Source organism: Ruegeria sp. CL5, assembly GCF_056536485.1.
The window spans coordinates 223,765-246,896 of sequence record NZ_JBQFPS010000005.1 but is presented as its reverse complement, the minus strand read 5'-3'; the positions used below and the strand labels follow the sequence as shown (position 1 = coordinate 246,896).

24 protein-coding genes are annotated in these 23,132 nt (G+C 56.3%); 15 read left to right on the top strand and 9 right to left on the bottom strand.

Annotated elements, in window-relative coordinates; all coding sequences use genetic code 11:
• The first annotated feature begins 4 nt into the window (after window positions 1–4).
• Complete coding sequence (locus ACR0IU_RS11145) at window positions 5–2,185, top strand: xanthine dehydrogenase family protein molybdopterin-binding subunit (protein ID WP_480716293.1); 2,181 nt, start codon at window positions 5–7, stop codon at window positions 2,183–2,185.
• Between the two features lie 697 nt (window positions 2,186–2,882).
• On the opposite strand, the gene ACR0IU_RS11140 is transcribed toward ACR0IU_RS11145, so the two are convergent.
• Window positions 2,883–3,476, bottom strand: a complete 594-nt coding sequence (locus ACR0IU_RS11140) for a TetR/AcrR family transcriptional regulator (protein ID WP_480716292.1) — start codon at window positions 3,474–3,476, stop codon at window positions 2,883–2,885.
• 117 nt (window positions 3,477–3,593) lie between these two features.
• Between ACR0IU_RS11140 and ACR0IU_RS11135 the strand changes: the two genes are divergently transcribed.
• The 7 genes from ACR0IU_RS11135 (at window position 3,594) to ACR0IU_RS11105 (ending at window position 8,425) form a co-directional block, all read left to right on the top strand.
• Entirely contained in the window at window positions 3,594–3,971 is a 378-nt protein-coding gene (locus ACR0IU_RS11135) for a hypothetical protein (protein WP_480716291.1), read from the top strand.
• Window positions 3,972–3,984: 13 nt separating this feature from the next.
• The gene (locus ACR0IU_RS11130; protein ID WP_480716290.1) at window positions 3,985–4,152 is read left to right on the top strand and encodes a GFA family protein; all 168 of its coding nucleotides are present in this window, start codon (window positions 3,985–3,987) and stop codon (window positions 4,150–4,152) included.
• Between the two features lie 255 nt (window positions 4,153–4,407).
• A complete protein-coding gene (locus ACR0IU_RS11125) occupies window positions 4,408–4,938 on the top strand; it encodes an alpha/beta fold hydrolase (protein WP_480716289.1) in 531 nt (176 codons plus the stop codon).
• A complete protein-coding gene (locus tag ACR0IU_RS11120; RefSeq protein ID WP_480716288.1) occupies window positions 4,898–5,287 on the top strand; it encodes a hypothetical protein in 390 nt (129 codons plus the stop codon). The genes ACR0IU_RS11125 and ACR0IU_RS11120 overlap by 41 nt, the downstream gene beginning before the upstream one ends.
• A gap of 122 nt (window positions 5,288–5,409) precedes the next feature.
• Window positions 5,410–6,360 carry an HlyD family secretion protein gene (locus tag ACR0IU_RS11115; protein ID WP_480716347.1) on the top strand — a complete coding sequence of 317 codons (951 nt, stop codon included), beginning with the start codon at window positions 5,410–5,412 and terminating at the stop codon, window positions 6,358–6,360.
• Entirely contained in the window at window positions 6,357–7,283 is a 927-nt protein-coding gene (locus ACR0IU_RS11110) for an ABC transporter ATP-binding protein (protein WP_480716287.1), read from the top strand. The genes ACR0IU_RS11115 and ACR0IU_RS11110 overlap by 4 nt, the downstream gene beginning before the upstream one ends.
• The gene (locus ACR0IU_RS11105) at window positions 7,280–8,425 is read left to right on the top strand and encodes an ABC transporter permease (RefSeq protein ID WP_480716286.1); all 1,146 of its coding nucleotides are present in this window, start codon (window positions 7,280–7,282) and stop codon (window positions 8,423–8,425) included. Before ACR0IU_RS11110 ends, ACR0IU_RS11105 begins: the two co-directional genes overlap by 4 nt.
• A gap of 183 nt (window positions 8,426–8,608) precedes the next feature.
• On the opposite strand, the gene ACR0IU_RS11100 is transcribed toward ACR0IU_RS11105, so the two are convergent.
• Genes ACR0IU_RS11100 through ACR0IU_RS11090 form a run of 3 tightly spaced genes read right to left on the bottom strand, consistent with a single transcriptional unit; the run spans window position 8,609 to window position 11,721 of the window.
• On the bottom strand, window positions 8,609–10,582 hold the full coding sequence (locus tag ACR0IU_RS11100; RefSeq protein ID WP_480716285.1) for a pyridoxamine 5'-phosphate oxidase family protein: 1,974 nt from the start codon (window positions 10,580–10,582) through the stop codon (window positions 8,609–8,611).
• A 26-nt stretch (window positions 10,583–10,608) separates the two neighbouring features.
• Window positions 10,609–11,085, bottom strand: a complete 477-nt coding sequence (locus ACR0IU_RS11095; protein WP_480716284.1) for a nuclear transport factor 2 family protein — start codon at window positions 11,083–11,085, stop codon at window positions 10,609–10,611.
• Between the two features lie 12 nt (window positions 11,086–11,097).
• Window positions 11,098–11,721, bottom strand: a complete 624-nt coding sequence (locus ACR0IU_RS11090; protein ID WP_480716283.1) for a glutathione S-transferase family protein — start codon at window positions 11,719–11,721, stop codon at window positions 11,098–11,100.
• Between the two features lie 106 nt (window positions 11,722–11,827).
• Here ACR0IU_RS11090 and ACR0IU_RS11085 point away from each other — a divergent pair, with 106 nt between their 5' ends.
• The 7 genes from ACR0IU_RS11085 (at window position 11,828) to ACR0IU_RS11055 (ending at window position 17,917) form a co-directional block, all read left to right on the top strand.
• Window positions 11,828–12,730: a LysR family transcriptional regulator gene (locus ACR0IU_RS11085; protein ID WP_480716282.1), complete on the top strand. Its 903-nt coding sequence runs from the start codon at window positions 11,828–11,830 to the stop codon at window positions 12,728–12,730.
• Window positions 12,731–13,348: 618 nt separating this feature from the next.
• The gene (locus ACR0IU_RS11080) at window positions 13,349–13,969 is read left to right on the top strand and encodes a glutathione S-transferase family protein (protein WP_480716281.1); all 621 of its coding nucleotides are present in this window, start codon (window positions 13,349–13,351) and stop codon (window positions 13,967–13,969) included.
• Between the two features lie 36 nt (window positions 13,970–14,005).
• On the top strand, window positions 14,006–14,674 hold the full coding sequence (locus ACR0IU_RS11075) for a cupin domain-containing protein (protein WP_480716280.1): 669 nt from the start codon (window positions 14,006–14,008) through the stop codon (window positions 14,672–14,674).
• 3 nt (window positions 14,675–14,677) lie between these two features.
• Window positions 14,678–15,361, top strand: a complete 684-nt coding sequence (locus ACR0IU_RS11070; protein WP_480716279.1) for an SDR family NAD(P)-dependent oxidoreductase — start codon at window positions 14,678–14,680, stop codon at window positions 15,359–15,361.
• Window positions 15,362–15,364: 3 nt separating this feature from the next.
• Window positions 15,365–16,426 carry a flavin monoamine oxidase family protein gene (locus tag ACR0IU_RS11065; RefSeq protein ID WP_480716278.1) on the top strand — a complete coding sequence of 354 codons (1,062 nt, stop codon included), beginning with the start codon at window positions 15,365–15,367 and terminating at the stop codon, window positions 16,424–16,426.
• A gap of 6 nt (window positions 16,427–16,432) precedes the next feature.
• Window positions 16,433–16,996 (top strand): TetR/AcrR family transcriptional regulator, encoded by a 564-nt coding sequence (locus ACR0IU_RS11060; RefSeq protein ID WP_480716277.1) that lies wholly within the window; start codon window positions 16,433–16,435, stop codon window positions 16,994–16,996.
• Between the two features lie 63 nt (window positions 16,997–17,059).
• The gene (locus tag ACR0IU_RS11055; RefSeq protein WP_480716276.1) at window positions 17,060–17,917 is read left to right on the top strand and encodes an SDR family oxidoreductase; all 858 of its coding nucleotides are present in this window, start codon (window positions 17,060–17,062) and stop codon (window positions 17,915–17,917) included.
• A gap of 4 nt (window positions 17,918–17,921) precedes the next feature.
• Here the strand turns inward: ACR0IU_RS11055 and ACR0IU_RS11050 are convergent, their stop codons facing one another.
• From ACR0IU_RS11050 to ACR0IU_RS11030, 5 genes are all read right to left on the bottom strand, one after another.
• The gene (locus ACR0IU_RS11050) at window positions 17,922–18,116 is read right to left on the bottom strand and encodes a CGNR zinc finger domain-containing protein (protein WP_480716275.1); all 195 of its coding nucleotides are present in this window, start codon (window positions 18,114–18,116) and stop codon (window positions 17,922–17,924) included.
• 229 nt (window positions 18,117–18,345) lie between these two features.
• The gene (locus ACR0IU_RS11045) at window positions 18,346–19,251 is read right to left on the bottom strand and encodes a tyrosine-type recombinase/integrase (RefSeq protein WP_480716274.1); all 906 of its coding nucleotides are present in this window, start codon (window positions 19,249–19,251) and stop codon (window positions 18,346–18,348) included.
• Between the two features lie 69 nt (window positions 19,252–19,320).
• Window positions 19,321–19,533 (bottom strand): Arm DNA-binding domain-containing protein, encoded by a 213-nt coding sequence (locus ACR0IU_RS11040; protein WP_480716273.1) that lies wholly within the window; start codon window positions 19,531–19,533, stop codon window positions 19,321–19,323.
• 684 nt (window positions 19,534–20,217) lie between these two features.
• A complete protein-coding gene (locus ACR0IU_RS11035) occupies window positions 20,218–22,032 on the bottom strand; it encodes a BCCT family transporter (RefSeq protein WP_480716272.1) in 1,815 nt (604 codons plus the stop codon).
• 77 nt (window positions 22,033–22,109) lie between these two features.
• Window positions 22,110–23,120 carry an Ldh family oxidoreductase gene (locus ACR0IU_RS11030; protein ID WP_170771378.1) on the bottom strand — a complete coding sequence of 337 codons (1,011 nt, stop codon included), beginning with the start codon at window positions 23,118–23,120 and terminating at the stop codon, window positions 22,110–22,112.
• Window positions 23,121–23,132: the final 12 nt, after the last annotated feature.

The window sequence follows — 23,132 nt, the reverse complement described above, 5'->3', positions numbered from 1 at the left end:
AGAAATGACTGCAAATATTTCCCGCCGGGGATTCCTCCAAACCGCCGCAGCAGCCACGACCGTCCTCTATATCGGAGCAACAGCAGATGGTGCTGCAGCCGCATCTGGACGCGCCGATACGATTTTGAATCCGTTTGTTAAGATCGACAGCGACGGCAACGTCGTCGCCATCATCAAACACTTCGAAAAGGGGCAAGGGCCAGCCACCGGTTTGTCGACCTTGATTGCCGAGGAACTGGGCGTGACTATGGACCAGATCGGGTTCGAATTCGCGCCCTCGAACCCCGAAGTCTACAACAACCTGTTGTTTGGCCCGTTCCAAGGCACGGGCGGCTCAACGGCTATGGCCAATTCCTGGATGCAGTACCGCACGGCAGGCGCCAATGCGCGCGAGATGTTGATCAAAGCGGCCGCTGAGGTGTGGGGAGTAGACGCCGCAACGTTGGACATTCAGGCAGGCCTGGTTACTGGCGGCGGGAATTCCGCGCAACTGGGCGACTTCGTTGCCGTGGCGGCGGGCATTGCCCCGTCCGAAAGCCCGCGCCTGCGCGATCCCTCCGAATGGAAGATCATTGGCAGCGACGCCACACGCCGCGTTGACAGCCCCATCAAAGTGAACGGCCAAGCCAAATTCGGAATGGACGTGCACTTGCCCAACCAGATGGTTGTCATGATCAAGCGCACGCCTCAGCGTGGTGGCCTGGTCGCGGGCTTCGACGACAGCGCTGCGAAAGTGGTTACGGGCTTCATCATGGCGATGCCCCTGCCCACGAACCACGGGGTCGCTGTCTATGCAGAGAACACCTGGGCCGCCATTCAGGCGCGGAACGCGGTTGAAGTGGACTGGGACATGTCCGGGGCTGAGACACGCTCTTCGGCTGAGATCCGGGCCGAGGTGATGGCCGCACTTGATTCCGCGCCCGTCTACAACGTCAACAAAGTAGATCGGGGCACGATCAGCGCTTCGGTTGATAACGCGGCGACCATTGTCGAAAAGACGTTTTACTTCCCGCTACTGGCCCATGCGCCGATGGAGCCGCTGAACTGTACCATTGAGCAGACGGCCGAAGGCGACATCGTCCTGCATGATGGTGCGCAAATGCCGACGGGTCCGCATATGGCTTATCAGCAGATATTCCAATTGCCGCCGGAAAAGATCCACATCAACACCATGCTGACCGGAGGCTCCTTCGGGCGCCGTGCAACCCCTGACGCCGACTATCAGGTAGAAGCCGCATTGGCTTTTGTGATGACAGATCGCTCGCGGCCTGTGAAACTGGTCTGGGATCGAGAGGATGACATCCGCGGCGGATACTACCGGCCTGCGACGGGTCACAAGGTGCGAGTCGGTCTGGACGCCGAGGGCAATATCGCAGCCTGGGAGCATCAGGTCGCCGGTCAGTCGATTATGAAAGGCACTCCCTTCGAGTCGTTCGCTGTTCAGGACGGCATTGACCACTCTACGGTCGAAGGCCTTGCAGACAATCCTTACACAATTCCGAACATATCGGTGGGCCTGACGGATGTTAAAAAGGCCACGACGGTTCTGTGGTGGCGCTCTGTGGGTCACACGCACACAGCATATGTGATGGAAGTGATGATGGACATGGCCGCCAAGGCTGTGGGCCGCGACCCGGTCGAATTCCGCCTGGCGTATCTTGAGGGCGGAGGCGACAACGCTGTACGTAAGGCAGGCGTACTGAAACTGGTTGCTGAGAAAGGCAATTGGGGCCAGCCAGCCGCCGGTAATGTTCAAGGGATCGCCGTTCACAAATCCTTTGGCTCTTACGTGGCAGAGATAGTAGAGATTTCCGGCAGCCTCGATGACGGTATTCAGATCGAAAAGGTCACCGCAGCCGTGGATTGCGGCATCGCTGTCAACCCGGACATTGTTCGCGCCCAAACGGAAGGTGCGATCGGTTACGGAATTGGCCACGCAATGCGCGAGCAGATTACACTTGACGGTGGAACGGTGGAACAGTTCAATTTCCCCGACTACGAACCGCTGCGGATCTCCGATATCAAGAGTATAATGACGCACATTATGCCTTCGGCCGAGGCTCCAACGGGGATTGGGGAGCCTGGGACGCCTCCGGCAGCGCCTGCCTTAGCCAATGCCGTTGCACAGCTTGACGTGCGTATTGCAGAACTGCCGATGAGGGACAACGGCGTATCGTTCGCCTGACCATGGAAGCGCACCACGGATGTTCCATCTGTGGTGTGGCAACACCCATAGCAAAAAGAATTCCGTCGTCTGCTTTCGTCACTAAGACCTTTTGGGATGCATCAGCTTTGGGCTCCTTCGAGACATTCGCCGTGTCCCGCATAAATGTCGGGTTTTGAGTTCTCGGAGGGAAGTCCTTAGATAAAATCCATTGGACATTGCTGAACGGGACTTTTGTGCAGTGATCTATCGTTGAATGCTCGATCTACCGTCATGACTGCTAGCTCTGGTACCTTTATCAATGGCATCTTATGGGTGAAAGTTTGGCGGGTCATCGTGTTTCGCGCAACGTCAAGGCGGTCATCTAGGAAGGTACAACATAGTTTTTGTCAACAGGACCTAGAGACCCAGATAATCATCAGGGTGGTGCGAGAATTCAAAATCGATTGGAAAACGGCGCTGCATCTGCTTGAGGACGAAAAGCTAATCGTGGGTTATCAGAGTCGACCGAGAAAACTCTGAATCGTCACGGCCACCGTAGGTTTTTCGTATGCGCCTCAGGGGCGCTCTCGCAAACCTAGATAAGTCACGGCACGGCCCTAAGCGGTCACTCAACAGCCAACCGAAATGCTGCAGTGGCAGCCCACAATCCAGACATTCGCTGCAGGCACGCATTTCTTACACCGCAAGAGGTCATCGCGCCTGTATGTTCGATAACTCACTGATTTTTCCATCCTTCAATCAGCCCGACCGCCGCCTCAACGTAGCTCTGTGGAAACTGGTCCGAGGTTCGGGCTTTCATGATCGTATGAAGACCCAACAAAAGACCGATCAGCACCCGTGCGGCCTCGTCCGGATTGACCTCGGAACGGATGGCCCCGTCAGCCTTTACTCGGCTCAGTATCGCCGCAAACCGCCCCTCCAGTACGGTCAGGTACCGCTCGATTCGAGCGTTAACCTCGGGATCAGAGCGGTCGAATGAACTAATCGAATTAAAAGCAAGACAACCGGCATCCTCGATTTTTGGCATACGGTCGGTAGAGGCTATGCCTCTGAACCAATTGGCCAGATCATCCAGCGAATAGATGTCCGGGTCAGGAAAATGGCAAGCCTCGGCATTGTCCAGGTAAGTATCCAGAGTCTTTAAGAAAAACTTTTGTTTACCACCATAGGTGGTTTGCAGCGTGAACCGGGTCAGCCCTGTCTCATGCTCCAGTTCCCGCGTGCTGGCACCATGGTACCCCCGCCGCCAAAACAGGTCGAGCGCACCAGCTACAGCACGTTCGTGATCCGTCTTGCGTTTTCGCGCCACAGATTTCTCCTTGCATTTTCTATCCACGTGGATAGTAATCATGTCCTATCCACATGGATAGCATTGTGGGCGCGCGGCTGCAAACGTCGCTTGGCCCAACTGAAACGCAGACCTGATATGACCGCCATAGACCCAACAATCGGGGCCTCAAAGCCCATCACCCTGCGCTTGATCTTCATTCTGAACGCGTTGAAGATCCTGCTGGCCTTTGGCTTCTTCGCCGCGTTCGAGTTCTACGGGCTACAGGTCGGAGAGCTGGTCGACCCGCAGGTCGCCAACCTGATGCTCTATACAATGCTTGGTTACATGGTGACTTTTGCCTGCATCGTTGCCTCCATACTCAAGCGCAGCATGATCGGTATCCGAACAGCAATTGGCGTTGATTTTTTGGTCTCGATCCCGGCCACGGCGGTGATTGGATTTATCATCGCGACCATCAGCATGGGGCTGACCTTGACCGCATCTGTCCGCGCGTATTTTGCGTATAGCGGCTAAGATGAGCGCTCAGATGGCTCACGCGAACAAGATCGAGGGGCAATGTATCTGCGGCGCAGTGCGCTATCGGGTGCAGGACAACATGGCCGCCTTCAAACTCTGCTATTGCAGCTTTTGCCAAAAGACCTCGGGATCGGCCCATGTCACAAACGCGTTCACCACGCCCGAGCGGATTGAATGACTTGACGGCCAAGACAAGCTCGCCACATTCGACGTGCCCAATTCTCAGGTGCGCCGGGTGTTTTGCCGTGTCTGCGGGACGACCCTGCCTTTTTAGAACACAGAACGGGAAGTTTCTTGTCGTTCCTGTTGGCAGCCTGTCGCGCCCACCATCCATCCCCACCATCGCGATTGTAGGCTGGGCGTCCCGACCCGCGTGGTACGATTAAGCGCTGGACTTGATTGAAGAAACGCGCAATGCAGAGAGGGCAGCGCAATGAATGCTGAACAGGTGATCTCACCCGACTTCCCATTTGACTCGAAATTTGTCGAAGTGAACGGGCAGCGTATCCACTATGTCGACGAAGGCTCTGGCGCGCCGGTTCTGTTTCTGCACGGCAACCCGACCTCGTCTTATCTGTGGCGCAACATCGTCCCCTATGCCGCCCGGCAGAACCGCGCTATCGCAATGGATCTGATCGGTATGGGCAAGTCGGATAAGCCGGATATTCCCTACCGCTTTGTAGACCACGTTCCCTACGTTGACGGATTCATCAAGGCGTTGGGACTGAAGGACGTGACGCTCGTCATTCATGATTGGGGCTCCGAATTGGGGTTCCACCATGCGCACCGGCATCAAGAGAACATACGCGGCATCGCCTTCATGGAAGGCGTCGTGCGTCCAATGATCTGGGCCAGATTTCCGCGCCGGGTTTCGCATGATGCGGACGCCCGGTCTGGGGTGGATGATGATCTCGAGGCTGAATATGTTCGTCGAAAAAATTCTGCCAAGCGCCATCGTGCGTGATTTGGCCCCGAAAGAAATGTCGCAATATCGTGCGCCTTTTCCCACAGCACGAAGTCGCAAGCCAGTTCGGGTGTGGCCTTGTGAAATACCGATCGACGACGCACCTTCGGACGTTCATGAGATCGTCAGCGCCTACAGCCATTGGTTGGGAGAAACGCAAACCCCGATGCTAATGTTCCATGCCACGCCTGGAGGCACCATCGGGCCTAAAGAGATCGAATGGTGCCCTCAGACCATCCAGAATCTAGAAGTGGTGGATATCGGGAAAGGTATTCATTTTCTGCAGGAGGATAACCCCCATCTGATCGGAGTAAAACTGGAGGAGTGGATGGCACGACTGCCCGCATAAACCAGTGCTGCCACGTGTAGCGGTTGAGCCGTATACATAAATCAGATTTCCTGATTGTATGCTTTGACTATTATCCAGCGCGTTCAAAGGCCAAGCACCGGAGGGAAACACTGTTGAATCTGATGATCCCGATACCCTTGATACTGGCGGCTATACTGCCCGCCTTTCTGGACCGGTGCTCCGGGTCCGATACCAGCGTTGCTTTGGGTGTTTTGGCGCGCGAACGGGTGGCCTTGACCGCGACGGCCAGCGAAATCGTGGTCGATTTACCGGTTGCAGAGGGAGCTGTGGTCAAGGCAGGCGACATGCTGGTTCAGCTTGACCCCACCCTGCAAAGCGCAAAGCTGGCACTAGCGCAGGCTGAGCTGGAAAAGGCGCAGGCCACGCATCTGAAACTGCAGGTGGGGCCGCGTGAGGAGGAGATTGCGATAGCCGAAGCCAAAGTCGCGGGCGCTGTTGCGCGACTGGCTGACGCCGAAGCCATCTACGACCGAAATGCCAGACTGGTCGAGAACTCGGTCGTGACCGAGGCGCAGGTGGCAAATGATCTGGCCCTGCGCGATTCCGCGCGGGCTGAACTGGCCAGCGCTCAGGAATCGCTGAAAGAGCTGCAGAACGGCACCAGACCCGAAGACCTAGCGGTTGCCGAAGCCAACGTACGGGCGGCCGAAGCGTTGGTTTTCGCCGAACAGACTGTGCTGGACGACTTGACTGTTACGGCCACCCGAGACGGCGTGCTGGATTCTCTACCGTGGAATTTGGGTGAGCGAGTAACATCCGGTAGCCCGGTGGCCGTGATGGTCACGGGCCAAACCCCTTATGCGCGCGTTTACGTTCCCGAGCCACATCGCGTCAATCTGAGACCCGGCGATACGCTGGAAGTGCGCGTTGACGGGCTGACCGATCCGTTGGACGGCGTGATCCGCTGGATCAGCGACGACGCGTCTTTCACGCCCTATTACGGATTGAACCAGGATGACCGAACCCGGCTTGTCTATTTGGCCGAGATTGACCTGCCCACTGCAACGCCGGACCTGCCCGCCGGAGTGCCCGTGCAGGTCCCCATGCCATGAATGATGTCGTTGTCTCGACGAAGGGTCTGACCCGAAGGTTCGGGGACAATACTGCCGTCAACAATCTGGACCTCGAAATCCGAACCGGCCAGATTTACGGATTTCTCGGCCCTAATGGCTGCGGCAAGACCACGACCATGCGCATGCTGACCGGCCTACTGACCCCCAGCAGCGGGGCGATTTCGGTTTTGGGCCGATCGATGCCCGAGGCGGCTGAGCCGTTAAAAAATGAGATAGGGTACATGACCCAGATCTTCTCGTATTACCGCGACCTGACGGTGCTGGAAAACCTCAGGTTCGCGGCAGAGATTTACGGCATTCCGGTGAGAACGGCTAAGGATCGGATTGACGAGTTACTGCAGACCTTCGATCTGACAACGAACATCAATCAACTCAGCGGCAGTATGAGCGGCGGACAAAGACAAAAGCTGGCGCTTGCGGCCACTGTCATGCACCGACCGAAACTGCTGTTTCTGGACGAACCGACCTCGGCCGTTGATCCCGAAACCCGCCGCACCTTCTGGGAGCAACTGTTTGATTTGGTCGATCAAGGCGCGACAATGATCGTCTCGACCCATTTCATGGACGAGGCAGAGCGCTGCCACCGGCTGGCAATCCTGCAGCATGGGGTCAAAAAGGCAGACGGGCCTCCGCGTCAGTTGATGGATGATTTGCAGGCCGATGTTGTCGAAGTTGAAGGTCCCGACCTGCGAAAGGTCAAACACGCGTTGGACGACAAGCCCAAGGTGCTTTCGACAGCACAAGTGGGTTCGCGGTTGCGTGTGCTTGTCGACAAGTCCGAACCTCAGCCTGTGGAAATGCTGCAAAAGCGGCTTGTTGGGTTTCCGGACCTGTCGCTGACGCCGCAACGCCCAAATCTGGAAGACGTCTTCGTCAGTGCAACACGGGAGCAGGAACCGTGATCTCTGCGCGCCGCATAGTCTCTGTGCTTAAGAAAGAGCTGTTGCAACTGCGGCGGGACCGGATGACTTTCGCCATGGTCATCATGATCCCGCTAATCCAACTGCTGTTGTTTGGCTACGCGATCAACACCAACCTGCGTCACGTGCCCGTCGCGCTGGTGGATGAATCCGGAACCGAGCTGTCTCGCACGCTGGCGCAAATCGTTCAGGCCACACAGGTCGTTACCATCACCGAAGAACTGACCACCCCTCAAGAAGCGGAACGCGCGATCACCGAATCCCGCGTGCGCGCCGCGCTGATCATTCCTCAAGACGTCAGCCAACGCCTTGCCCGCAGCCCGTCCGTAGGGCTGGGGCTGCCCAACGCAACGGACCGGACCAGCAGCCGGCCTGTTGCCCATTGGATCGTAGATGGTTCAGACACGATGGTCGCCAGCGCGATCAAGTCCCTTCGGACAATGCCCCTGACAGAACTTCTAAAGCAGCCGCCAAACCGGCAGGTGCCCACTTTCGAGGTAACGCTCTACTTCAATCCCGAACAGCGGTCTGCGGTGAATATCGTGCCGGGCCTTGTCGGTGTGATCCTAACCATGACGATGATCCTGTTTACCTCGGCCGCCATTGTCCGCGAGCGCGAGCGCGGCAATATGGAGATGCTGATCAACACCCCGATCAAATCGATCGAGCTGATGGTCGGCAAAATCATCCCCTACATCTTTCTGGGTTTGATACAGGTCGCAATTATCCTAGGCCTTGGTCACGTCCTGTTCGATGTCCCGATAAACGGCGGATTGGGCACTTTGCTTGTAGTGACCTTGTTGTTCATCATCGCCAGCCTGTCGCTTGGGCTGGTGATATCCACGCTTGCGCAGAACCAATTGCAGTCGATGCAAATGACAATCTTTGTCCTGCTGCCCTCGATCCTGATGTCGGGCTTCATGTTCCCCTTCGACGGTATGCCACAACCCGTCCAGATGATTGCTCAGGTCCTGCCGGCAACCCATTTTATGGACATGATCCGCGGCGTGGTTTTGCGCGATGCTTCTCTCTACGAGTTACGTTGGGGGATTCTATGGATGATCGGGTTTGCGGTATTCGGATTGTTGGCGGCCACTCTAAGATTCAAGAAACGGTTGGGTTGAAGACGGCCTAAACCGGACCTTGAGCGAAGCGTTCAGTTTCTGCGAGTGCAACCTACTTAGCGGTCATTGGCCCGGGACAGCACTAAGGAGTCCGGTTTCGAGTCGGTGAACGCCTTTCCTACACCCGACCACAGAGTTGATGGTCCTGTCCTGCGAAGTCATCATTAGGTTTTTTTCACCCTATCAAAACACAAATGTCTCGCGATGACGTTTTGTTTCCTCAATGCCCAACTCGTTGAGTGCCGCGTCCGTGCAGGTCATCATAGCTTCAGGACCGCACATATACACATCTCGCATTCCGAGATGCGTGACCGATTGAATGTCTGCGCTATGTATGCGTCGCTCCTCAAGCTTGAGCGGCTGATCGATGAATGTTGCGTACAAACCATCGCGTGCGGATTTCGCAGCCAATGGGTTTTCGCCCGCGCTTTGAAACGCGACAATACGTAGTGTCACCTGATCCGAAACAGAGCCTTTTTGCTCCGCAAAGTGCTGCAGAACTGCGATGTCATCGTCCCGGCCGGAAAACAGAAGCACGATATCGATTGGCCGGTGCTGCGGGTAAGCCGTTGCCACTCGTTTGATCCCGTCCCACATCGCCATAAATGGGGTGATGCCAACACCGCCCGCGATCCAAAGCATCTTTGCTGGGAGGTTTGGGCGGCTGCCCTCAGCCGCTTCGGAAAAACAAGAAAAGCCCGCGCCGGTGCCCTTGAACTGAACTGGAAGTTTGTGCGCGATCAGCTTTTCCGCGTTGGTGTGCAGAACATTGGACATCAGACCGCCTGGTTTGCGTTTGACCGTAACACTTACCCGATTGGTCGTGCGAAAGGCGTTGCTTTCTTTGTCAAACTTCGGCGCGCCGGAAAGCGTCCATGTGCGGACGTAGTCCTCGTTCACAAGCTGAGGGTTTGCCTCATTCATGTGGCTATATCCGGCGTCCACGAGGTCTGAGAAGCCAAAGACGCCAAATCCGCCCGGCAACGGGGCTTTGATTGGTTTAGACAGCGCGAATTCGAAGGTACTGATTGTGCTGGACAGGGGTTTTGTTGCGACAAGCTTGGCGGTCAATGGGATTGCGGCGTCGTGTGCCTCGATTGCGTGCCCCATCTGCTCCAACTCTGTGCGCAAGTATTTGACCGGCGGATTGTAGGGGGAGAGCTGCTCTGGTGATGCCAGCTTGAGGTTCAGGCCTCCGCGCACGAAAACCGCGCCCGTCACCTTGATACGTGTCAGCAGGCTCAAGCGCGGCATCAACGCGTCTGCGTCATCCCCAAGCAGATTTTCGGCATCCCCCGTGATGTAGAGGATCCCGCCCGTTGCAAAGTCTGGAAAGACCAGCCCAACCTGCGGGTCCGTTTCGATATTGCCCAGCGACTGGTAGAAGCGATTGCCAGAATGATCGGGCAGCACCAAATAGGTCGTGACCTGTGCCCCATCGTCCTCTTCATAGAGGCGGGTAAAGCCGGGCGCGCCACCGCGATGGTTGACGCCCATATCGGTCTGAACACCTGCAGCGGTGTCATCACTTGTGTGTTTTGTCGCCAGAAACACAGTACTTGCACGCGCCACAACGGATTTGGCCTCATCAGGCAACGCAGATATGTGCTCATCGAAGCTGTCATGGACAATTTCAGGATTGCGCTTGTCGTGCTCCAGGTTACGGACGGTGATATACTTGGGGCAGTTCCCCAGGTGCTGATCAGACAAGAGCTGTAACCTGATCTTCCCCCCGCCCTCGACACTTGCGGCACGTATGGAACCCGCGATTTTGTTTCGTCGGCGATTGGCGAAGTCGATCCCAACCCCGGCAAAAAGCCGCGCCTCAAGGCGCGATGCGGGATCTTGGTCTACAGCGCGCAAAAACGGGTCATTCGGATTGGTTTCCGCCACTATATGTGTGGTGTTGCGGCCTGCTACCTGAATGCCAATGGATGGATCGATGTCTGACTGTGTGACCAGAAGGCTGACCCATGGGCGCCCCTGACGGTCAAGCGTTGCGAGCGGCAAATAGGACAGACCCTTTAAGAAATCCGCGTGCTGTTTCGGCATGTCGCTGTCGATGTAGCGCGGAATCGCATCGCTCAGCTCTTTGGGAGTGTGACGCCGCTCTCGCAGCATCAACTCACCTCTGTGCGATTTATGTACCTGTGCCATCGCTTGATCCTTTCACGTTCGCCGCGTCAGAGCCCTAAATCGCTCAGTCCGGGGTGGTCATCCGGACGGCGCCCCTGCGGCCAGCGGAACATTCGATCCGCCTCTTGGATGGGGTGTTCATTGATGCTGGCAAACCGGCGTTCCATGTAGCCATCCTTGTCGAACTCCCAATTTTCATTGCCATAGGCCCGGAACCAGTTTCCGCTGTCATCGTGGTACTCATAGGCGTAGCGGACCGCGATGCGATTGCCGTCATGTGCCCAAAGCTCTTTGATCAGACGGTAGTCCAGTTCCCTGGCCCATTTCCGAGTCAAGAACTCCTCAATCTGATCGCGCCCTTGGGGAAACTCGATCCGGTTGCGCCACTTGCTGTCCGGCGTATAGGCTAGCGCGACCTTGGCCGGATCCTGGCCGTTCCAGCCGTCCTCAGCCAGGCGCACCTTTTGAAAGGCGGTTTCTTTTGAGAACGGTGGCAAAGGATGCCGTTGGGCTTGGGTCGTCATGGGTTTGCCCTTTCACTCTGCAACAAGACCAACAGCGGTTGCCGGCATGGGTTCAAAACCAGGCAACGCCTCGAACCGAGCGAGCCAAGCGCGGATGTTCGGGTAGGGCTCGAGAGAGACATTCCCTTCCGGTGCGTGTGCCGTATAGGAATAGCTCGCCACATCGGCGATTGTGGGCCGTGCACCCACAAGCCAATCGCTGCCGGTGAGCCCGTGTTCCAGTTTTTGCATTGCTTTTTCTGCGGTCGCGGCGGCGAACTCTGGATCCAACGGCGCGCCAAAGACGGTAATCAACCGTGCAGCACAGGACCCAAATGCAATCTCTCCAGCCGCCAACGTGAGCCAGCGCTGCACATTGGCTTCTCCGACCGGATCAGTTGGCATCCAGTCAGGTGCATAGGTCCGCGCAAGATAGACAAGGATCGCGTTCGAGTCGGACACAACAACCTCGCCATCCTCTAGGACCGGGACTTGCCCATTTGGGTTCATGGCAAGAAATTCAGGTGATTTATGCGCGCCAGCGGCCAGATCAACAGGAACGGCATCATGTGCAATCCCAGCGAGTTTTGCAAAGGCCAAGGCGCGATGTGCGTGGCCTGATTTTGCGAAATGATGAATGCGAACGGTGTTGGACATGTGTATCTCCAGTGAATTTGAGCTGCTGAATGACTAATATAGGTTGCACGCAATGATGATAATCACCTATTGTTGCCCAAGTTTAAGCCCTGAAAGGGCGCAATAAGTGGACAAAATCGACCGCATGCGGGCCTTTGCGCTGGTCGCAAAGAATGCGTCTTTTACCGTTGCAGCGCAGCGCATGGGGCGGTCTGCGCGTTTGGTCAGCAAATACGTCGCTGATCTGGAAAACGCGCTTGGTGTGCAGTTGCTCAATCGCACGACGCGTAGCGTCTCTTTGACAGATGTCGGGGCAACATACCTGACGCTGTGCGAGCCGCTTCTGGACGGGTTTGACGAGCTCGAAGACCGGGTCAGAAATGAGCAGACCTCGCTGCGCGGCGTGATCCATATTTCGGCACCAACCGGGTTTGGCGCATTGCGTTTGATCCCTTCGCTCGCCAAGTTTGCCGAGAAACATCCCAATGTGGAGCTTGATTTAAAGTTCTCTGATCGCAGAGCGTCAATTGTTGAGGAGGGCCTCGACCTCGCTGTCAGGATTGGCCCCATGCGGGACAGCTCGCTCAAGGTTCGGCAATTGGGCCGCATGCCCCTGGTTGTCTGTGCCTCACCGGCCTATCTGGAGCGCGCAGGGTGCCCGAGCCATCCGCGAGCTCTTGCATCGCATGAATGCATCCTCGATGGCAACATGACTGAGCCCACGGTGTGGAGGTTCAGTATCAGCGGTCATGAAGAGGCCGTCCATGTCAATGGGCGCTTCCGAATGAACGCCCCCGCGGCATCAGCGCGCTTTGCTGCACAAGGCGCAGCCATCGCACGGTGCCCCGCCTACACCGTCGCCGACGCATTGCACTCCGGCGATCTGGTCGAGCTTTTTCCCGAAAACCGAGTGTCGCCATATGTCGTCGCTGCGCTGTTTCCGCAGAACAGGCGCATTACAACTCGGGTACGCGCGCTTCTGGATCACCTAGCAGGCGACCCGGCTTTATGCCCTGATGGCAAGCGCTGACGGCCCTTAAATCAACTTCTTTCAATTTTAAGCTCATCCCACGAAGCCTAATTCAAAGAGTGTTTGCGGGCATACTTGTGCATTTCGTTGGCGACCAAAAGCCTTCTGAGAGCCCGACCGCTTTGGGCTCACAGTAGACATTAGAAAGTTAACGGTGAGGAGCGGACGGCGGCTGTGCGGACAAAGTTCGCTTTCGCTGCAGTGTTTTTGGGCTCGCCAAAAACGCTGTACAACTAAAGGAATTGGTGGAGCTACATGGGTGTGGGCCAGCCCCGACCCGTGCGCAGATGTCTGAATATCCGCAAAGCCGCACGAACAAAGCCCAGTTTGAATTTGATCATCCATTGGCTGGCCGACTACGGCAGGCAGGCGCAGTCGCCCGGTTCTCGAAAACTCCCAAAACGATACGATTTGGTGTCCCCGGCTATTGCGCAGATTCCGAATATATTCTTGCTGAGTTCGGAGGAAAAAAGTGAGTCAGTGCCAACGCAAATCAGTGAGAAAGTCGCAACATACTGAATTAGTACATCTTTTAAGGAGGATAAAAAAGAGTTGAAATGCTATCTACCTATCGATAGGTAGATAGCATGAAACACAACCACTGACGGAGGTATTCAGATGAAGATTTATGATGTTGAGGGGTTCCCGAATCCTGCCCGCATCCGCATCGCGCTGGCTGAAAAAGGCGCATCCGATAAAGTTGAATTCATCCCTGTGGATGTGATGGGCGGCGAACACCGCACGCCCGAGTTCAAAGCCAAGAACCCTGATGCAGCGGTGCCCTGTCTGGAACTGGAAGATGGTTCGCACATCGCTCAATGCAACGCGATCACTGAATACATCGACGCAACCTTCGATGGCCCATCTTTAACCGGCGTGACCGCGCAAGAGCGTGCTCGCATCTCGATGATGAACCTGCGTGCGGAAAACGGTCTGTTGAATGCGGTAGGCACCTACTTCCACCACGCTACACCTGGGCTGGGCCCCGATCTTGAAACTTATCAATGCGCCGAATGGGGCAGTAAGCAGAAAGAGGTCGCCGAAAACACAATGGCCTATCTGGATTCGGTTCTCGCCGAAAATGAATACTTGGCCGGAGACACATTCTCGGTAGCTGATATCACTGCCTTTGCAGGATTGGCATTCGCCGATTTTGCCAAAGTTGAAATTCCTGAAACCCTGACCAACCTGCAAGCTTGGCGTGCTAAGATGGCGGTCCGTCCATCTATCGCCGCCTAAGCGAAAACTGCCATTTAAGTCGAAAGGACCTCTCCCATGGAGCTCAACTCGGACTTCTCTTCGCGTGTCGTTGTTCATTCTGATCAGCTTGAGTGGCAGGCCTCACCCATGAAGGGTGTGGACCGGCGCATGCTGGACCGTATTGGTGGCGAAGTTGCCCGCGCCACCACCATTGTGCGTTATGCGCCCGGCAGCAAATTTTCGGCCCACACCCATACAGGCGGTGAAGAGTTCATCGTTCTGGACGGCGTATTTCAGGATGAGCATGGCGATTTCCCAGAAGGCACTTATGTGCGCAATCCGCCCACAACCGGGCATACGCCCGGCTCGGAACCCGGCTGCACGATTTTCGTCAAACTCTGGCAGTTCGACATGGATGACCGCAATCAGTTCCGCAAAACCATGGCCGACGAACTGGCCGCGCCCGTGAATGGGGTCGCCACTGCGATCCTGCACAAGGATGACCGCGAGGTTGTCACTTACAGCCATGTTGATGCAGGCACCGAGGTTACCTCGGATGCGCCAGGTGGTATCGAGCTGTTGATGATCGGCGGATCGCTGACCTCAGGAGATGACGTTCTGAAAAAGAACGACTGGCTACGCCTGCCCGAAGGCGAAGCGCTGTCTGCAGTTGCGGGTCCTGACGGGGCGAAGGTCTGGATAAAAACCGGCCACCTGCCCTTTGCTCAACCACCGGCGGTGTAATTCATGAATTCTGACAAACCTCTGGCGATTGTCGCCGGTGCGGGGACTGGCCTTGGCCAGTCCCTTCTCGCGCGGTTTCAGGCAGGTGGCATGATGACCATTGGTCTTGGACGTACGCAGCCGCAGGAAACGATCGCGGCGTTTCATCAGGTCGATCTGTCCGATCAGAGTGCGGTTGCACCAGTGATTTCTGAATTGATCGCTGCGCATGGCCCGCCGAAGATCGTGGTACACAATACGGCTGAGCTGGTGATCGCGCCATTCCCCGAAACCACATTGGAGGACTACCAGAGAACGTGGACATCAATGGTGCAATCTCTGGTCGTGCTGGGGCAATGTGTTTTGCAACCGATGGTGCGCAGCGGTGGTGGCGCGCTGATCGTTTCCGGAGCCACGGCGTCGCTGCGCGGTGGCCCACGGTTTTCCGCTTTTGCGTCGGCTAAGTTCGCCCTGCGCGGGCTGACACAATCACTGGCACGTGAATATCAACAGGCTGGCGTACATGTCTCGCACGTCGTTCTGGACGGGATCATCGATACGCCGCGCTCGCGGGATTTGCACTCGCTGGATCCGTCGAAGATGATGAATCCGGACGAGATTGCCGAGGCCTACTGGCAGATGGTTCACCAACCGCAGTCCACCTGGACCCATGAGCTGGACCTGCGCCCGGCATCTGAGGGATTCTGATCAATGCAGACGCAAACTCTGATCATTGGCGCAGGCCTTTCTGGCCTCTGCCTTGCGCGACAGCTACAGGCACAAAACCATGACTACATGCTGGTCGAAGCGCGGAGTCGTCCGGGCGGACGTATCCTGACAGAAAGGCTGGAGGGTGGGTATTTCGACATGGGGCCGGCCTGGTTCTGGCCCGGGCAGCCGCGTATTGCAGCGTTAATAAAGCGGCTCGGACTGGAGTGGTTCGAGCAATATTCAACAGGCGCGCTCAGCTTTGAAGATGAGGCCGGTCGGGTCGAACGCGGCAGCGGATTTGCCTCGATGCAAGGGTCTTATCGCCTGAAAGGTGGTCTGGGCGCCCTCATTGATGCGCTGGCCACCGAGATACCGCAGAAGCGGCTTATCTTATCCGCACCTATCGTCGGGTTAGAGAAGTCTGCGTCTGGGATCACCGCGACCGCTCAAACTGGGCAAGTCATCCATGCTCAGGAAGTCGTACTGGCCCTCCCTCCTCGCGTGGCGAGCAAGATCGCGTTCTCACCTGCTTTACCAGATGAAGCTTTAGCGGCAATGACTGGGATCGCGACTTGGATGGCCGGACAGGCCAAAGCCATCGCTGTCTATGATACCCCGTTCTGGCGCACGGCCGGGCTGTCCGGTGACGTGATGAGCCGCAGGGGGCCGATGGTGGAAATACACGACGCATCCCCTGCCGAGGGCGGACCTTACGCGTTGTTCGGTTTTATCGGCTTGGCTCCCCACGTCCGCACCAACGAAGAACGGTTGCGGCAGGCTCTTAAAGAGCAACTGGCCCGGCTGTTCGGCGCCGAAGCTGCGGAGCCAAAGACACTCTTTGTCAAAGATTGGGCCTCCGATCCGTTCACCTCTATCGAAGCGGATCAACAGCCGTTATACGCTCATCCGCAATACGGGCAGCCCCGTGCGATGACCCGTCTGTGGGATGGCCGACTAATCTTTGGCGGGACCGAAGTTGCGCCACAGTTCGGGGGCTATATCGAAGGCGCTCTGGAGGCTGCGGACAACACGCTGGCCCTGATCATGACGGAAAAGGTTTGAGCACGTATGACGAGTGATACCAAGACTGCCCTTCTGGATGTTGCCGAACACGCCGCACGGGCGCGCGGATTTGACGGGTTCAGTTATGCCGATCTGGCCGAGGCGGTGGGTATTCGCAAGGCGTCGATCCATTACCATTTCCCGACCAAAGCGGCGCTGTCGGCGGCGCTCATGGATCGCTATCATGAGACCCTGCAGGCAGCGTGCAACCGCATCCGGGTAGAACACAAAACCGGGGCCGAGCAATTGCTTGCCCTGATCGACCTCTACCGGGATGCACTCAATGACGGGAAAACCCTGTGCCTCTGCGTGTCGCTCATCAGCAGCCGTGAAAGCCTGTCGGATGACGTGATCCAAAAGATCCGGAAATTCCGCGCCATGATGGTTGCCCAAATCGAAGAGATCCTGAAGTTTGGCCAAGAAGACAAATCAATCACCGGCATCACCGATCCGATCTCGGAGGCCCGCGCGATACTGGCCCTTTTGGAAGGCGCGCATCTGACCGCACGCGCAGAAGAGAATGTGAATACCTTCGATGAGGCTTTGGGCATCTTAAAGTCCCGCTGTTGACCTTCGCCCTGACACATCGGATCGTTGCCGCAAGCAATTCATTTGATATTCGGAGCTCCCCTTATGCCCAAAGTCATTCTGATCACCGGCACGTCGACCGGCCTTGGTGTTCAAATCGCCGTGCAAGCTGCCCGAGCAGGCCATACTGTCTATGCTACGATGCGAAACCTCGCCAAGCGCGGCACTTTGGATGCGGCCGCCTCTGACGCTGGCGTCAATTTCAACGTGCTTAACTTAGACGTGCAGGACAGCGCCAGCGTAAACGCCGCAGTCGACAAGATCATCGCGAACGAGGGCCGGATCGATACACTGATCAACAATGCGGGTGCTGGATTTGTCCGCACAACCGAACAAGCCAGAGAAGAAGACGTCGCCTGGGTCATGGATGTGAATTTCATGGGTGTCATGCGCTGCACAAAAGCGGTGATGCCACACATGCGCGCGGCGCGCTCGGGCCACGTCATCACAATCTCATCCGTAGGCGGCCTTGTGGGTCAGCCGTTCAACGAGATCTACTGCGCCGCCAAGTTCGCGGTTGAGGGGTACACTGAGGCTCTGGCCAGCTATGTCTCGCCCAATTTCGGCATCTATTTCTCGACGGTTGAACCGGGCGGAATTCAATCCGAGTTTGCCGCCAATGTGCTGAAACAAGTCGAGGCCACGGGCGGGATGCTTGAGGATGAGTATCTGCCCATTCTCCAGAAGTATATCGGCGGCGCGCAGGCGCGAATGGATGGCAGCGATATCTATCAATCCTCGGAACAAGTGGCATCAGTTGTCATGGGCGTGGTTGACGCCTCAGACCCGCCGATCCGCATTCGCACCTCAAACTGGGGTGAGGCGTTTACACGCCTGAAAACCGAAGCAGACCCGGACGGCAAAAAGCAACAGGCAGCCGTGATCGAGCAGTTCTTACGCTGAGAGCCTATTCGTGTGATGTTGCTCGGAATGTGGCAGCCTTGCTTCGGTCGCCGCAGGTTTCCATGCTGCACTGCCAGCGACGTCCGCTTTTTGAGATGTCGCGGAACACCAGCACGCATCGATCATACGCGCATTCCCTGATCCGTTTCGGATCAGTTTCTGTCAGCAAAGTCGCGAAGCTTTGCGCGGCCAACGCCATGAACGCCTTAGGCGATATCTCGGTCGTCCGTGCAGTTCCGCCGCACTTGTTTTAGGGTCAGCGGGATTTGGACAAGCCAAACGCCCCTGTCCGTCAGGGGTAAGACGCTGCCTTCCCCCTCGGGCAACCTTATTAGACAACACCGTGTCCTTGGCTGCGCCTGCGGGCCGCACCACCATTGTCGAATAGCATTGCCTCGCCCCCAAGGGAAGATAACGACGATCCTGATTCATGCTGTGGCCAGTTTTACGACGGTATCGGTGTTGCCGAGGAGATGGGACGCCCAGCGCTCCAGCAATACACGACGTTGGTCCAGGAAGTCGGTTCGACGATAGGCGCGCTCTACAGAGCTGTCCACTACGTGGCCAAGCATGGTTTCTGCAACTTCATAACGTGCATCGGTTGCCTCCGCCAACCACACTTGAAGACTTGAACGAAACCCGTACGGACGGGCGCTCATGCCACGACGTTCCATCAATCTCGACATCGTAGCGTCCGAGATCACCCCTTTCCGAATACTCGGAAACAGATAGCCACCGCGAGCATGTCGCCGCGCGTTTCCAAGAACATGAAGCGCTTCATTCGAAAGTGGAACACGGAACTCAGCGGTAGCACCCTCACGCCCTTTCATCTGTTCCGCCGGAATAGTCCAGACATCACCGTCGATCTGCTCTTCCTTCAAGTACCGAATAGGCCGTGACTGCACTCCGGTCAAAATTAGAAGTTTCAGAGCAAGGTGGGTGACTGTACCTTCGTCCAAACTTTTGTAGAACTCGGGCACCTCACTCCAGGCAAGCGACGGAATGTTGGTGGTGGCCTTGCGCGGTTTGCCAAGCGATGCACGCGCCTTCATAGGAGCCTGCAAATCAACATCAATGCCCAGCGCGGCGGCATACTCGAGACAAATAGATGTCCGTGTCAACGCCTTTCGAGCAGTCTCGGCTTTCTCATGCCAGATAGGCGCAAGGCAATCCCGTAGATCAATCTGAGTAATTTCAGCAACCGGCACATGACCAAGTTTGGGTATGACATGTAACTCCAAAGGGCTAAACCAACGCCCCGCTTTTCCGCCACCCCGCAACTCAGACTTCCGCGCTTCAAACGCATCCCGAGCGACGTCTCTAAACAGATGCAAGTTGCGCTGGGCTTCTACACGTCGTTTCTGCCGCTCTCTGATCGGATCTCGGCCTTCCCGCAGTTCGCGTCAGGCTGCGTCAGCTGTTTCCCGCGCCTCCACCAAGCCAACATCCGGCAACCGCCCGAGGCCCAATCCCCGTCGCTTACCGAAAACCGTCAGTCTAAGAACCCACTTACCACTTTTGGAATCTGCTTTCACAAGCCAGAGCCCAGCGCCATCGCAGTGCTTTCCAGCCTCCAGCGCAATAACGCCGCGCGCGCTCAATTTGCTCTTCGCCATATAGCTCTCCACCAGTCCACCTATTGGTCCACCCCTATGTATGGTATGTGCTGCCGGTGGTCGAGATTAATTGAGACGATATGAAGGAGAAAATTTAAATTCTTTCAGATGCTTAATCTCTATCTGAGATTCTTTGAGACTTCTACATATAGGGTTTCAGTGCCCTCCAGCAGTACCATCCGGCTTATCGTCTCTGAAATAGTCGTTAGCACTTCAAGGGAAACGAAAGTTCGAGAGTCCTGCGCATCATTGTGACTAGGTCCTAACGACGCAGATAGCCTTAAACTTATGACAGTTTAGTATATTGTGGGGCCAAACTTTTCATTAGAATTCTAGCATCTTGAAGGGAATCGAAATACGATTTTGCTTCGATCTTTCAACTTTTTTAATTTGCAGGCATGGCGTTATCGGCCTTGTCATGCAATTTGACCTTGCCTCGAAAAGGTTGAGTGTCTGCCGGCAGCTAATTTGCCGTATACGTGAGACCGAGTTGTGCCTCTGACCCTTTCAATCCAACGGGTCAAAGAAGATACCGAGAATGGTGCACGCGCAGCAAAAAATATCAGTCAACTTATCTATGCCCTAGCAAGGTGCGGTATCCGATCGATCACCTAATTAAATCAGCTTCGGATCTGCCCCAAAAAACACCGGGTGGTTGCCTAACAACCACCCGGGCCCATGATGTTATTCAGCCGGTGCAGCGTGCTTTTGCCGCAAACCGTCGCGATACAGCGCCTTGGCAAGCGCCACGCACATCAGCCCCATGACCATTGTAAATGGCAATGCGCCGATGATCATTGCATTTCGCAACGCATCCATCGGATTGTTCTCACCCGCTGCCAGGATCAGCGCACCGATCACAGCCGTCAGGATCAGACCCCAGATGATCTTGTGCTTGTTGCCGATATTCTGATCGCCACCCGACATGATGGTGTTCATCACCAGAATGCCCGAGTCCGCCGATGTGACCAGGAAAGTCATGATCAATACGACGCACATCACTGTGATGCCGGACAGCAACCCGCCCGAAATCATCTCTTGCAGGGTTACAAACAGCTTGGCGGTGTTCGATGCACCGATGATGGCGCCTTCGGCCGTGCCGTTCAGTTCCAGATCGATCGCGGTGCCACCCAGAATGGTCATCCATGCAAAGCAGACCAGCGCTGGTGCGAATACACAGCCGATGATGAACTCACGAACCGAACGCCCTTTGGAGATGCGCGCCAGAAACAGGCCCACGAAGGGCGAGAACGCGATCCACCAGGCCCAGTAGAACGTGGTCCAACCTGCCTGCCAACCAAACTGGCGACCCGGATCACCTGCGGCGTATACCGAAGCGAGAACGGATTCAGGCAGGGCTGCGGCGTCGCCTTCAAGTCCTGATTTGAACCCGTCAAACGAACCCCAGGGGTTGGTTGCACCGCTGTACAGGGCATCGGCAAATGGGGCAGCTTCGCTTGGCAACGCTGCATCAAATGCTGCCGCTGACTGCGGGTTGAACGCGCCAAAGCTGAGCGAGATGAAATGCAGGATGTAGTCGATGAACGCCGTTGCATAGGTGGTCATTGCAAACAGGAACGACCCGAATACGACGAAGACCAGCAGCAGGATCAGAGACAACACTAGATTTAGGTTAGACAGATACTTAACGCCACGACCAACTCCCGATACAGCCGATATGATCGACAGGCCCATGATGACGATCAGACCCGCCAACAGACCTACTGTACTTGGCGTCGGCACTTCTCCGTTCAGATCCATGATCCATCCCATACCGGTGATGGCATAAAGACCGTCGATAAACTGTGATACGCCAAAACCTATCGTTACCGAGACACCCAGGATTGTTGCAACAACACCCAGAACGTCCACGACGTGGCCAAGAAAACCGTTCATCAGCTTGCCGAACAAAGGTGTCAGCGCAGTGCGGATCGTTAGCGGCATGTTGCGCGTGTAGGCATAGTAGGCCAGCGACAAGCCCGTCACGACATAGATCGCCCAGGCATGAAACCCGTAGTGCAGGAAGGTATAACGATACCCGGACTGCAGAGCCTCTTCGGTATTACCAACTACCTGTTCGGCGATCACAACCGGATTTGACCCCCAAAGCCCCAGAGGCTCAGCGGTGGCAAATACCATCAGACCGACGCCCAGACCGGCGCCGAACATCATAGAAAACCACGAGAAATCCGAAAATTCCGGTTTTTCACCTTCCGGCCCCATGAGTCGTTTACCAGTTTGCGGCAGCGCAGCCACAACAAACAGGAAAAAGGCAAAGAAGCCGACGATGATGATATAGAAGGCGTTAAAGTCTTCCAGCAGGCGAGAGTTCAGGCTGCCAAGAACACCGTTTGCATTAGCAGGCCAGACCAATGCCCAGATCACCAGCGCGACCATGATTGACTTGCTGAGCAAGGCAATTTCAACGCTGTGGCCTTCGTAAAACCCACCCGAAGATCGCTTGATCTCCAGATCGGTAAAAGGATCCTTCATAGACATGTGATTCCTCCCTGTTCGCACGTGTCCCGATTTCCAGGTCATTCTCTTCTGGCACCCCGGATTTGCGCCACAAAGCCCTAAGTCAGCAGGGCCTCAATTTTGCTAAGTGTCGCTACGTTCACCGCAACGCCATCAGATTTAGCTGCCAGTCGCTTTGCACGGCGGCCATCTCCGGGCAAATGTGCGCCCTCTTGCGACCGGATCGCTTCGACAAGATCGACAATTCCTGTTGAAAATGCGTCATTCGCCGTCGCATTTGCGTCAATCGCAATAAAGAACTGCCCCGTCTTCGGCGGACCACCGGCCGTGCCAGAAAACGGAGAGGCGTGGATTCCCAAAGTCGCGCCGGTCAGAGCAGCAGCCAGAACTTCGGTCAGCAGCGCGATGCCAACACCTTTATAACCACCCGACGGCGCCATCGAACCCTTGAGGCCCACATTCGGATCAGTGGTTGGATTTCCTTCATCGTCCAGTGCCCAACCAACAGGGATCGGCCTCCCTTCACGCGCGTGTTTCATGACTTCGCTTTTGGCGATGGTGCTGGCGCTCTGGTCAATCAATAGGGCGGGCTGGCCGTCCGTGCCCGGAGCGGCGATTGAAAACGGATTGGTGCCGACCACCGGCTTGGCCCCGCCGGAGGGCGCAATTGAGGCCGGAGCGTTGGTGAAACCCAGACCAACCAGGCCGGCCTGCGCCAGACGATAAGTGTGATATCCAAGAACGCCGCAGTTATAGCTGTTTCTGATCGCCAGCGCCGCAATCCCCTGCGCGCGGGCAGCGGGGATCAAGGCGTCGAACCCGGCTTCAATGGCGGAATGCGCAAATCCGGTGGCAGCATCGACTGTAACGACGCCGGGGCGTGGCTGCGCCAGAACGGGCTGTGCCAGCCCATCAACCTTGCCGCATTGAACATGCTCACAGTAGATCGGGATATAGGCCAGACCATGGCTGGCAACCCCGTCAGCCTCGGTTGCCGCGGTCGCAACCGCCAAGGGACGCGCGTTTTCTTCGCTCGTCCCCGCAGCCACCAGCGCGCGAAAGGACAGGTCTTCAATTTCAGCAAGTGAAAGGGTGCGGGTTTCAATCATGTCTGTCTCTTT